Source organism: Ruegeria sp. I1, assembly GCF_056532675.1.
The window spans coordinates 22,770-34,984 of sequence record NZ_JBQFNM010000007.1; the positions used below are offsets into that span (position 1 = coordinate 22,770).

At 55.9% G+C, this 12,215-nt stretch carries 11 protein-coding genes; 4 read left to right on the forward strand and 7 right to left on the reverse strand.

The annotated features are described in order from the left end of the window. Nucleotides 1–24: 24 nt before the first annotated feature. On the reverse strand, nt 25–993 hold the full coding sequence (locus ACR0DH_RS13865; protein WP_480852415.1) for a restriction endonuclease: 969 nt from the start codon (nt 991–993) through the stop codon (nt 25–27). Between the two features lie 88 nt (nt 994–1,081). Between ACR0DH_RS13865 and ACR0DH_RS13870 the strand changes: the two genes are divergently transcribed. After that, on the forward strand, nt 1,082–1,285 hold the full coding sequence (locus ACR0DH_RS13870; RefSeq protein ID WP_480550205.1) for a helix-turn-helix domain-containing protein: 204 nt from the start codon (nt 1,082–1,084) through the stop codon (nt 1,283–1,285). A gap of 655 nt (nt 1,286–1,940) precedes the next feature. Here the strand turns inward: ACR0DH_RS13870 and ACR0DH_RS13875 are convergent. From ACR0DH_RS13875 to ACR0DH_RS13890, 4 genes are all read right to left on the reverse strand, one after another. Continuing rightward, complete coding sequence (locus ACR0DH_RS13875; protein ID WP_480550203.1) at nt 1,941–3,740, reverse strand: NAD(P)-binding domain-containing protein; 1,800 nt, start codon at nt 3,738–3,740, stop codon at nt 1,941–1,943. Nucleotides 3,741–3,888: 148 nt separating this feature from the next. Continuing rightward, the gene (locus tag ACR0DH_RS13880) at nt 3,889–5,631 is read right to left on the reverse strand and encodes a sigma-54-dependent Fis family transcriptional regulator (RefSeq protein WP_480828226.1); all 1,743 of its coding nucleotides are present in this window, start codon (nt 5,629–5,631) and stop codon (nt 3,889–3,891) included. Nucleotides 5,632–6,005: 374 nt separating this feature from the next. After that, complete coding sequence (locus ACR0DH_RS13885) at nt 6,006–6,410, reverse strand: DoxX family protein (protein WP_480550199.1); 405 nt, start codon at nt 6,408–6,410, stop codon at nt 6,006–6,008. Between the two features lie 3 nt (nt 6,411–6,413). Next, the gene (locus ACR0DH_RS13890) at nt 6,414–7,004 is read right to left on the reverse strand and encodes a hypothetical protein (RefSeq protein WP_480550197.1); all 591 of its coding nucleotides are present in this window, start codon (nt 7,002–7,004) and stop codon (nt 6,414–6,416) included. A 77-nt stretch (nt 7,005–7,081) separates the two neighbouring features. On the opposite strand from ACR0DH_RS13890, the gene ACR0DH_RS13895 reads away from it, so the two are divergent. Continuing rightward, complete coding sequence (locus ACR0DH_RS13895; RefSeq protein WP_480550194.1) at nt 7,082–7,531, forward strand: MarR family winged helix-turn-helix transcriptional regulator; 450 nt, start codon at nt 7,082–7,084, stop codon at nt 7,529–7,531. Between the two features lie 274 nt (nt 7,532–7,805). Continuing rightward, nucleotides 7,806–8,723, forward strand: coding sequence for a DMT family transporter (locus tag ACR0DH_RS13900; protein ID WP_480550193.1), 918 nt, complete (start codon nt 7,806–7,808; stop codon nt 8,721–8,723). A gap of 167 nt (nt 8,724–8,890) precedes the next feature. On the opposite strand, the gene ACR0DH_RS13905 is transcribed toward ACR0DH_RS13900, so the two are convergent. Together ACR0DH_RS13905 and ACR0DH_RS13910 are read right to left on the reverse strand one after the other, a co-directional pair. Next, complete coding sequence (locus ACR0DH_RS13905) at nt 8,891–9,520, reverse strand: LysE family translocator (RefSeq protein ID WP_480550191.1); 630 nt, start codon at nt 9,518–9,520, stop codon at nt 8,891–8,893. 17 nt (nt 9,521–9,537) lie between these two features. Further along, a complete protein-coding gene (locus ACR0DH_RS13910) occupies nt 9,538–10,722 on the reverse strand; it encodes an MFS transporter (RefSeq protein WP_480550189.1) in 1,185 nt (394 codons plus the stop codon). Between the two features lie 292 nt (nt 10,723–11,014). On the opposite strand from ACR0DH_RS13910, the gene ACR0DH_RS13915 reads away from it, so the two are divergent. After that, complete coding sequence (locus ACR0DH_RS13915; RefSeq protein WP_480550187.1) at nt 11,015–12,034, forward strand: IS110 family RNA-guided transposase; 1,020 nt, start codon at nt 11,015–11,017, stop codon at nt 12,032–12,034. Nucleotides 12,035–12,215: the final 181 nt, after the last annotated feature.

A 12,215-nucleotide genomic window follows, 5' to 3' on the forward strand; every position in this document is an offset into this window, starting at 1 on the left:
ACCGAAATGGCGCAGGGAATAAAGTCAGACCATCCTTTCGGACAGCCACTTGAACAATCCGGACTCCACAGTTTGTGAAGCCAGCACTTTGCCTGTCCAGAGATCCAAGTTCAATCCGCTTTGTCGTGGGAGCGCCAGTGCGCCGCGTGGATTGGCACATGCAAATATGAAACGGCTGCAGGACCCGTCAGCTAAGAACCGGTCAATGTAGCTGTCGAGTTCAGCCTGACTTGACTGGCTCTTGACCTGAACCCAGGCCGTTTCTCCGGTTAGGGGTTGCTCGAGCACTAAGTCCACATCAGGCATGTTTCCACCTAGTAGGCTGGTGCGCCGCCAACCGTTTCTTAGGAAAATGAGATCAATCAATGTTTCAAATTCTGCCCAATGCAAATTCCCGATCATTCGCTCTGTCAGACTATGCATCTCGTCGGTGATTGCGCAGGCGCGATGTTGTAGTGGATGGCGTTCTCCCCGGACGGATCGTAATAGGTAGTCCTCAGCCTCGACACGACATATCGTCCGCCTGTATGAAGCTGTCTTTGTAAGTGCTGAACTCAGGGTGTTTAGTTGAAGAGGAGTGCCAGCAAGCGACATTTTGGACCAGCCACTTTGTGTGGTTCGCCAACGAACTGGGCTTGACGATGGTACCTTGGATACTTCGATCGTATCGCCCGCAAGTGTCCACCACAGATGCCCATGTGCCATCGTGATCCAAAGTGATCCTTCTGGCAGGTCATAGAAGTCCTTTAGCTCCCGGATGTCTTCTTTTGCAGCCTGAATTCTGCGCCCGGCCTGGGTCATCGTTGCTAGCAAGATATCCCAATCACCTGCCAGACACAGCGCATGATCGGCTAGGTCAAAGTCGACAGGAATGACCGCGTTCTCCAGCGCATAATCAACATGTTTGCCGCCAGAGCCTAGCTTTACATATCGAACATCTGGTGGGTTCAACTGGTCTTTCATCTGCCGCGCCTTGTCGTCGATCGGTGACATAGAAGCGCTTGGTTTGCGAGGGAAGTCAACTGAATATGTCACTGATCGTCTGTAGACCGATCATCTGCACCATTGTCCAAGAACCAATATGGATGTGCAGAACCGCCTGGCAAAAAACATGCGACGCTTGCGCCAGAAACAAGGCTGGTCGCAGGAGGAGTTCGCGCATCGGGCGGATATTCACAGGACCTATATTAGTGACCTTGAACGTAGTGCGCGCAACCCGACGATCACCGTTGTTGATAAACTGGCTACCGCGCTTGGTGTCTCGCTGGGTGAGTTGTTGGACTAGTTCTAAAGACTGACTTCCGATCCAGTGCAAGCCCGTACGCCCGCTTTTGCGCAATCCAAAGTTGGTGTTTTGCTCCAGGTTCACCCACTCTGACGGGCTAAGAGCTCAATCGCCCGCATACGCGCGGCGGCGTGGTGCAGCAGGACCTGGAGGGACTGAACAAGCTCTATTGCTTCTCCTGGGCTAATCTTCGATCGCTGGCCTCTGAGAGCTTGCGAGGCCGCGTCCTCCAAACTACCCGTTAGCTTTGCAAAAACGAAATTGAGCTGTTCCCGGGTTGTGTCGTCCATGCTGGCAGTACCGCTTGCCAAGCTATGGAAGTCGAGCAATTTCTCTACTATCAGCGGATGTACGACAAAAACGCTTTGGGCAACCCGCCTCAATTTATGGTGCATGGCACAATTATTTGAGGTCGCAAACTTGCGGACCTAAAGTCCCATGTCATGAAGCATCAGTCATTGGCCAAGAAACGGCGACGTCGGAAACGGCCCAAAGCCGCCTTCCAGCCGCTACTGTTGATGCTGCGGTGCGGCCCGTAAAACCGGCCGTTCGCTGCAACGCCAAAAAATAGATTGGTTCGAACTCACAGTCTGCGGACAAAGCGGACTTTCAATTTTTTCGATTGAAAGTCCGCTTCTTGGTGGTAGCGCATGCTTTAATTGAGGTGATGCACATCTTGAAGGCCGTAGATCGGCGTCGGGATGCCCTCCATCCGGGCCTTTATTTGCAACGCTAGGAACTGTGAATAATGCCGGGACTGATGCAGGTTTCCACCATGCATCCAAAGGTTTGGAACCTGTGTCGGCTTCCACATATTGCGTTGCTCGCCTTCCCAAGGCCCCGGGTCCTTGGTTGTGTCAGAGCCCAGACCCCAGCATTTCCCAAGCCGATCTGCCATATCCTGACCCATCAGGTCCGCGACCCAGCCGTTCATCGAGTTATACCCGGTCGCATAGACCACCAGATCGGCATCCAGATGCGTGCCGTCATCAAGGATAACTCCGGTTTCATCAAGCGCGGTGACCTGACCGCGTTTCAGCTTGATCTCGCCATCAATGATCAACTGGCTGGCCCCGATATCGATGTAGTAGCCCGATCCGCGACGCAGGTATTTCATGAACAGCCCGCTGTCGTCATCGCCCCAATCCAGCCAGAACCCGGCCTTTTCCAGGCCGTCATAGAACTCTTTGTCTTGCTCTTTCATCGCGGCATAGGCCGGAATCTGGAATTCATGAAGAATGCGATAGGGCAGAGAAGCAAAGATCAGATCGGCCTTTTCGGTCGTCATACCAGACCGCACCGCACGTTCAGAATAAAGATCGCCCAGTCCGATTTCCATGAGGGTGTCCGAGCGGACAATATGGGTTGAGGACCGCTGCACCATTGTCACATCGGCATCGTTTTCCCAAAGCGCCGCGCAGATGTCGTGGGCCGAGTTGTTGGACCCCACCACAACGACCTTTTTACCAGCCCATTTGTCGGGACCTTCATGTTCCGACGAATGCACCTGTTCGCCTTTGAAAACATCCATACCCGGAAAATCAGGCATGCGTTTCTTGCCGGACATCCCCGTCGCCATGATCAGTTGCTTGGGCCGCAACACCACCTCTTCGCCATCCCGGTCCACCGTGATGGTCCATTCGCCCTTGTCTTCATCGAAGGTGGCGGATTTGGCCGTCGTGCGCGTCCAATAATTCAGCTCCATCACTTTGGTGTACATCTCAAGCCAGTCGCCGATCTTGTCCTTGGGCGAGAACACGGGCCAGTTTTCCGGGAACTTGATATAAGGCAGATGGTCATACCAGACCGGATCATGCAGGCAGAGGGATTTGTAGCGATTGCGCCAACTGTCGCCAGGCCGGTCGTTCCGTTCGACGATGATCGTCGGCACACCCAGCTGACGCAGCCGCGCGCCCATGGCGATCCCACCCTGACCACCGCCAATGATGACGCAGTAGGGCTGTGTTGCGTAGCCCAATTCAGCCTCTTCCTGGGCCCGTTCTTCTGCCCATGTGGTCCTGTGTTTGCCCGCACCATGCTTGGCCCCAAGTGGGCGGTTGAACCCTTTGGGCTCTTCATGACCTTTCAGCTCGACCATCGTGGTCAGCAAGGTCCATATCTTGCCATCCTTGAGGCGGATTAACCCATAGCCGCGTGCCACTTCGGTTTCGAACTCGATCCATGCGGTGGTTATTCCGCCGTCTTCAGTGGGCACTTCACCTTCGGCTATTTTCCAACCGCTCGGTTTGGTTGTGGCCAACTGATGCGCGAGCATATCTGCCACCTGCGCCTTGCCTTCGACCGTTTTGATATTCCAGGTAAAGCTGACCAGATCGCGCCAATAGCAATCGTCCTGAAACATATCGCAGGCGGCATCGATATCGCCTTGGGACAAAGCCGCACCGAAGTCATCCAAGAACCCCTGCACCTGATCCGAGAGTGTTGTGTCGAGCATGTCATCCTCCCTATCTCCACGGTGCAAAAGGCTGGCAAATCCGCGGCCCTTCGGGCAAGTCGATTTGGCGGCTCAACGCTTGACCTAGGCCAAAAACACCAAGACTTGTTGCGCGCGCAACAAGGGCGCAACACGAAGGCATGTGCGTTTATGCAGGTGGAGTAAGCCCGGCCTTTCGCACACGGCGCAGAATTGTCGACCGGTTCACGCCAAGGCGTCGCGCCACTTGAGACATGTTCCAATCGCAAGCACGCAGCAGTGCTTCGAGATCATCTGAGTCCAGCTTTTGAGCAGGGGCGAGCGCCGGGGCTGGCAAATCCGTCAAGTCGATGATGTTGTCCTGACACAGGGCGACCGCGCTGTGCAGCAGATGTTCCAGTTCACGAATATTGCCGCTCCATAGTCGTGATTTCAGGTCGGCGCGCGCGACTGTCGACAGGTGAATATCATGGCTTGCAAACCGTCGAAGCAGACGATCAATTAGCCAATCCAGATCCGCTCGGTGGCGCAAAGGCGGCAGAGAAAATGTGGCCCCCGCAATCCGGTGCAGCAGATCTTCACGCAGACCGCCCTGCAATCCCGCCGGGGGCTGCCGACATGAGGCAATGATCCTCAGATCAGCCCGCCGCTCAAGCACTGCTAAAAGAGAGGCCTGTGCAGGCTCGCTCAGGTCTTCAACACCGCGCAGGAACAGCGTGCCGGGGTCGATGGTTTGGCAGAAATCGAATGTCTCGGTATCGCAGCAGATCACTGTGTGGAAATCCTGTCTCGCAGGATCGGCCATGTGGATCGCACGCGCCAGTTTGGTCTTGCCCGTGCCGCTTTCACCGGTCAGCAAAAGCGGCAGGCTGGTCGGTGCAAGACGTGCAGCATTGTTCAAAAGCTGCTGAAGGTCCGCATCCGGCCCCGCAAAACTGCCAAGAGCTCCGGGCAGAACCTGTTCTCGCTTGCGCAGGGCCGCCGTCATCTGCGACGTCTGTGGCGCAACGGCATGACCATAGAGCGCGCGCCCGTCCTTGAGGTGTAGAACCCGTTCTTCGGACGGTCTGCCGCGCATGAACTCCGGCATGTCATCAACACTGATTTCAAGCCAGTCCTGCAATTGCGACCCGATCAGGTGGCCCGAACCGTCCGGGTCCAGTGCCCGTCGGGCCCCCGAGGTCATACCAATGATCTTGCCGCTTCCGTCCACTGCAACCGCCGCTTCAGGATCGACCTCAAGAAATTCGGGGCTGGCTGAAAAGCGCAGGACCCAATCGCGCCGGGTCGATGCCATCAGGTTTGCCATCTCGACGCGACGGGCGGAATTCGTCACCAGTGTCATGGCCAGATTCTGCGACGCCTTAGGCGAAGGTCCACGCAACAACGAAACATCCAGAACAGCCGCAAGACCACCTTTGGTGTCGAAAATAGGCGCTGCCGTACAAGACAGCGGCGTATGCGTGATCGAAAAATGATCCCCCTGATGGATCGTCACCGGCTGACCTGTAACGATGCACGACCCTACCCCGTTCGTTCCTGCCAACTCTTCCGTCCACTTGAATCCCAGATGAAGACCGGCAGTTCTGAGTTCGTCCTCAAAGTTCCGGTCGCCAAAGAAATCGACGCAGACGCCATCTGAATCCGCAAGCAGCAGGACGTAGTTCTGCCCTGCAACCTGCGCAAACAACGATTGCAGCCCCGAGCGCGCTGTTGCGATCAGACGTTCGGATTGCTCCAGATGTTCACGGAATTTGGTGTCAGGGAGGATGTGCGCGGGTTCCTGTCGTGAGGGATCCATACCGTAGGTTTCAACACAGCGCTGCCAGCTGTCCGCGACAAGCCGGTCTCTCCCTGTATCGAACCCGCTTAAGACACGGTCAATCTCTTTTGTGTGCTGGCGATCCAACAGCTTCCCGCCCTACAAATCCTCTCTAAAATTAGCATGAGGATGGCTTCGCGCCTATGTTCAAATTTCGTCTGGCAAACGTTTTGGCGCTTTGCCTCGTCAAGCTGAGCTTCGTTGAACGCGCAGCATTGGGCCCTTTCGGGCTCTAGGCAGTCGTTAGGGACATCGCAGCATCTCGCCATAAACCCAATGCCCGCCCTTCCGAAGCGGCCCAAACCTGCCCTTTGCCGACTGACCAGTACGCTGCGGTCGCAGCCCGCTTTGCGGCCATTCGCTGCGACCGCGAAATCCGGGCTTCGTCAAACTCTTAAATGATAGGAAGTGCCCCGCTACGAGGCCAGAAACTGCCTCTATTTCGGTCAAGACATTTGCAGAAGTCAGGAGTTCTTCTTCCTGGTGAGAGTGCTTTGCGCCGCGAAGAACAGCATCCCACCGGCGATAGATACATTCTTGAAGAACAAGGATAGCTCCACTTGCGCGATCTCGCCGTCCATCTCCCAGAACTGGTGAAAGATCAGATTGACTGCGATGGTGTAGGCGAAGAGGACTGCTGCACTGATAGTGGCCCCTGACAGGCCGATGGCGACAGCCAAACCTCCCCCCAATTCAAGAGCAATCGTGGCCGTGAGCACCAGCGGCACAATCGGGAAGCCCATATCGCTCATCGTCAGGGCTGTGGCCTCAAAGTTCAGGACTTTGTTGATACCGCCGAGAATGAACAAGGAGGCAAGCAAAACGCGCCCGGAATGAAGAGCGGTTGAAAGGAGGGTGTCACGTGTCATTGCCTACTCGCCGGCGACCGATGCGTTGGCGGCGGCTGCGAAACCTGCGAGGCCGCCGGAGATATAGGTTTCGATCTCATCCATACTTCGACGGACAAACTGCCGTGTCACGAAGTTGGTTGGCAGGACGTTGTAGGTCCACTCAAACCGGGTTCCGCCCTTGACAGGGACAAATCGTTGCTCGCCCACTATCTGCTCGACCCCCTGCCCGGTCGTATTGGTGAAAATGAAGACCTGATACTTGAAGAAGTCGAGTTCGTTCTCGAGAATGCGCTCAATGACGTAGTGCCCGTCTGCGAGCTTGAGCCAACGATAAGCATCTGGGTTTGGCCAAACGCCTTGGATTACCTCACTCTCGACTGGGTTCGCGATGTTCGCCGTTGGTTCGAGGAAGCTGGTCAGAGGCTGCTCTTCCATGAACTTCCTTACATCGGTGACCGACATCGCGATGGTTTGCTCCGCGTAAGCGGTCAGAAAGCCAGCCGTTGCAACCTCTGGCGGTGGGGTAAGCTCAGGGGGTTCGGTCGGAATTGAGGGATCGCTGCAAGCTGCTAGGATGAGCGTGAGGCCAAAGGCAAGAGAAGGAAGTCGCATGTTTCGTATCCGCCAATATAGTGCATATATTGCACTAAGTAATACGAACATTGCACTAATCAAGTTTGGCAAAGGAAATGACTGACAACCCAAGCGAGGAACTCGCCAAGCACATCAGCACCATCATCAGAACTCTGTTGGTCACTGGCAGGCAGGGGGCACCCGCGGAAGGACGGCTGGCCTTCAATCCCCTTCACTTTCAGATGCTTCGTATTGTTGGCGCAAATGAGACAACGCGTCCTTCGGATATCGCCGGCGACCTGGCTGTGCCGCGCACGACAATTTCGGCAGCAGTAAAGGCCCTGCAGACCAAAGGGCTCGTTTCAACGGCCGCTGACGAAACTGACGGACGCGCCATCACAATCAGCCTGACGCCTGATGGAAAAGAGGTTCTTGCAGCGATCGAAAGACAGGATAACCGCAACGCAATCGCGATGCTCGACGCGTTGTCTGAAAAAGAAAAACCGACGTTCTTGAAGGCAATGGGCAAGATTGCGGCAGCCATTGGCCAATCGGCGAAACACTAAAACTCGCCCGGTAGCAGAAGTTTTCGGATATGGTCCAAACCAGACTTTGGATGTCGCCCAGCAACGGACGGCCCATTCCGGACTTTTCTCCGCACATAAAGCTCTGCAGTGCAGCGTCACCATAGCGGCCATTCGTAAACCACGTAGCGATCTTGGTAGCGATCTTGGTTTGGCATGGTCGTGTGCAGCAACCTGCGCCAATGTCGCTAATGAGTGATCAAAGCTCTGGCCAAGACACTAACCTTGGCGAAGTAACTTCCATGATGAGCCCAACATGACATCCAATGCGCCAGCCTCTTCCAATGCGGATGCCCACAAGTACGGTGTGCTCTTCGTATTTGCGGCCGGTCTGCTGTGGTCGACGGTCGGTCTTGGTATTCGCCTGATCGATGACGCGGTCGTGTGGCAAATACTGCTCTACAGGTCGATCAGCCTGTCGCTGTTTCTCTGCGTGCTTATCCGCGTGCGGTCTGGAGAAAGCCCATTTGTTCAGATCCGCCGCACCGGCGCCCCTGCCATCATTGCGGGGCTATCATTGGTCGCGGCCTATTCTGGCGGTATCTACGCGATCCAGAACACGTCGGTTGCAAATGCAATGCTTCTGTTTGCAACCGCACCGTTTATGGCTGCGGTGCTCGGATGGATCGTGTTGCGAGAACCCGTCCGCACCGCGACCTGGATCGCGATCGCCGTCGCAATCGGCGGGATCGGGATCATGGTCGCCGACAAGTCCGGAAGCGTCGCTTTGAAAGGCAGCCTCGCCGCGCTTGGGTCGGCATTCGGTTTTGCTGTCTTCACCGTGGCGCTGCGATGGGGGCGCACAGGGGAGATGCTGCCGGCGGTCTTCCTTTCAGGCCTTTTCGCGATCTTCATCACTTCAGCCATATGCTTGGCCCTCGGTCTCTCCTTCGTGCTAAGTCCTCGTGATGGCGGAATTGCGATGGGCATGGGCGTGTTCCAGGTCGGGGCAGGTCTCATCCTCTACACATTGGGATCGCGCAGCCTACCCGCCGCAGAACTCGCCCTGCTGTCTTTAGCCGAAGTCCTGCTCGGTCCACTCTGGGTCTGGCTTTTTCTGGGGGAAACCGCGACCGAAAATACCCTGATTGGCGGCGCAGTTCTGCTCGCGGCGATTGCGGGCAATGCGATGTCAGGAAAGCGAAGAAAGCCACCGCCCATCACCGCACCATAAAATAGGAGCCAACGGCCCTTTCCGGCCCTTCTCCTTGACAAGCCACCGCTGCAGTGCGGCCCGTCATTCCGGACTTTCGCTGCAAATGCAAAATTAAACCGACAGTGAACTGGTCGTATGTGGAGGGAGCTGCCGTTGCGGGTTATCTGGCGAATGCCCTCTCTCGGTTATTGGCGCGAGATTGACTTCAACCCGAGTAGCAACGCTGCGCCAATCATAAAGCCACCGCCGATCCGTTCGATCCAGACCCGTGCGCTGCCCTTGAACCGTTTGACAATCCAACTCGACCCGAGGCCATAGGCAGACAGGAAGAGCCCGTCCATGACGATGTAAGTTGCGGACAATATCAGAAACTGAGGCCAGAAAGCGGCGTCGCTCGTGATGAATTGTGGGAAGAGCGCCGCGAAGAAAACAACGGCCTTAGGGTTCGCAGCGGACGTCAGGAAGCCTTGGAGCCATAGGGTTCGCAGCGAAGCTCTCTTCTGTTCAGAAAGCTCGGCTGTTTCATCCGGTCTGGCGCGTCGGATCATGCGGATACCCAACCAGATCAGATACGCAACCCCTGCCCACTTGATAACAGTCAGGGCTGTCGCAGAGGCCGCGATAATCGCGGCTAGCCCCAGACCCGCCGCCAGCATCTGCAAGGCGTTTGCTGAAAGGTCGCCTGCGGCGGTCGACAACGAACGTTGGAAACCATGAACGCCGCTGTTGGTAAGCATCAACAACTGGCTTGGTCCAGGCGTGCTCATCAAAGCCAGAACTGTCAAAACATACAAAGTCCAAGTTTCAATTGGCATACGCTGGTCTCCTTTTCCTAAGCCGGCTCAGGTTGCGTCCTTCGGTTCTGAACTGCCCTGCGCAGCGCCATTGTCGCTTCTATCGCAGCCAAAACGCACACCACAACCAGAAGAGTTGCGATGCCTTGTTCAACGATCATCCAGCCTGCCAAAAGCGGGAAGCCAAAGATGCCCACGAAATAGGTCAACGCAAATAGTTGCAGTGTCTGCGGAACCAGGGCGCTTTCAGCGTCGTTTGCGGCCATGGCTGTGAGGATCGGATAGGACGCGCCATATCCGATGCCGAACAGTGCCGCCACAAGCCAATAGCTAACTTCGCTATTGCCAGAGAAGATAAACAGCAAAACGCTGCCTGCCATGACATATTGGAGCGCAGCGATTGTCAGGTAAGGATTGGCCCCACCTTTGAAGCGCGCCAGGGCAATTCGGCAGATCACGACGGTGATTGTGTAGATTAGGAAGAAGGCGGCGTAGTCCAGCCCCCGCGCATCCGCGAAGACGGTCTGAAAATTGCTCATCCCTGCAAAAACACTTGCCCCGATGAAGACCATGATCACAGGCAAAACTGCTCTTGAGCGAAGAATGCGGCGCACATTTGAAGGGTTCAGCCGTGAGCTTGCTTCGGGGCCCGGATTGACGGCGTGACGGCCCACTGGAGCGACCAAAATGAAGAACAACACAGCGCTGATGAGCGACAAGATCGCGACAATCATGAACGAATGGGTAATCAGACCGCCCGATTTCTCAATTTGTGCGGCCATGACCGGCGAAAGCCCAAACCCTGCCATCAAGACGACCGAATTGATTGCGAAATAGCGGACACGCTCTTCCGATTTGGCCAGCCGGGTCAGGACCACCGGAACCAACGCATAAGTCAGACCCCAACCTGCACCCAACAATAGACTTGCGGCGATTGGCAAAGCACCCATGGATGTCGCAGCACTGAACAGAGCCATTGACGCAGCAATGGACAAACAGGCGACGGCCAATGTCATCACGCGACCAAACCAGTCAGATAAATGGCCCGCATAGTAGACGGTTATCAACGTGGAAATCGTCGCGACGGTCAGCGTGACGCCAACGGCTTTTTCATCCGCGCCAAACCGGTCAAACAGCCGCGGTAGCAAAAAGGTCAATCCATATGCGCCTGCTTGGAGAAACACGGCGAGGAAAAAGACGAAAAAAGTAGATATCCGGGACAAGGGCCACTCGCTTCAATGAGTACGATTGTTCCGATCTCACTAAGCGGCCAATCGCGGCAACGCAACAAAATGGGCGGTATGGGCTCAACAACCGGCCTCGGAGGCAACGCAGCATCGGTTGAAACCTAGCCCTTATACCCCTCGTGAACGGCCCAAAGCCGACCTCCATCGGTGATTGGTGATGCTGCATCGCGGCCCGTCGAACCCGATGGGGTGGATAGCTCCTGCTCCAACCGGCGTCGCAATGCGCCATACTGCAGTTGTGTATCACTGCTAGGAAAGGAGCTACCCAATGCAAGTTACAACAGTCGGCATCGATCTGGCCAAGCATGTTTTTCAAGTCCATGGGATCACTGCGGATGGCACCGTCGTTTTCAATCGAGCGATCCGGCGCGCCCAGCTTGTCGCCTTCTTTGATGAACTCGAGCCATGTTTGGTGGGGATGGAAGCATGCGGGTCCAGTCATCATTGGACACGAGAACTCTCAAAGCTGGGCCATGATGTTCGGCTGATCCCGGCCAACTACGTGAAGCCTTATGTGAAACGCGGCAAATCTGACGCGGTTGATGCTGAGGCGGTTTGCGAGGCAGTGACGCGCCCAACAATGCGGTTTGTAGCGCCGAAATCGGAAGCGCAGCAAGCGGTCCTATTCCTCCATCGTGCTCGCGATCTGATAGTCCGCCAACGGACACAGCTCAGCAATATGTTACGCAGCCTGCTGGTCGAGTTTGGCATTATCATAGCGCAGGGTACAGGAAGTGCCGTGAAGTATGCCAAGAGCCTTCTGGATGGAGACAAACCAGACCTGCCTGAAATTGCGATGGATGTTCTCAAGCAGCTGAGTCATCAACTCGTTGCCATGCATCTCCGCCTCCGTTGGTACGAGGTGCGCATGCGCCTGCATTCGAAACTGGACAAGCGCGTGATGTTGCTGCGCACGATCCCAGGAGTTGGACCCGTGACAGCATCGGCAATTGTTGCAACCGTCGGTGACGCGAAGCAGTTCAAGAACGGCAGACAGTTTGCAGCCTGGCTTGGTCTGACGCCGCTCAACCGATCCAGTGGTGGTAAGGAACGATTGGGGCGGATCACGAAGATGGGCGACCGATATATCCGGCGCCTCTTGGTGACCGGTATGACGGCGCGATTGCGGCAAATGAAGGTGAACCCCGACCGTGTCGATCCATGGGCCATAGACCTGCTCACCCGCAAGCCTCCCCGTTTGGCGACAATTGCCATGGCCAATAAGACGGCGCGGATCGTCTGGGCTGTGCTGACCAAGAGCGAATACTACCGTCCCCACACGATCTGAGAGAACAAGAAGGGAATACTCGAGACAGCAAGACCCTTGAAATGATGGAGTACAGTCAGCCCGCCAGCCAAGACACCCCGTCGAACGGCAAGGACACTAGTTGTCCGCAATACCCGTATGGGACTTGGTCGCGGAAACCATCAAGGCCAGCAGCCGCGTGTGCTGCGCAAACAGGCCGGAC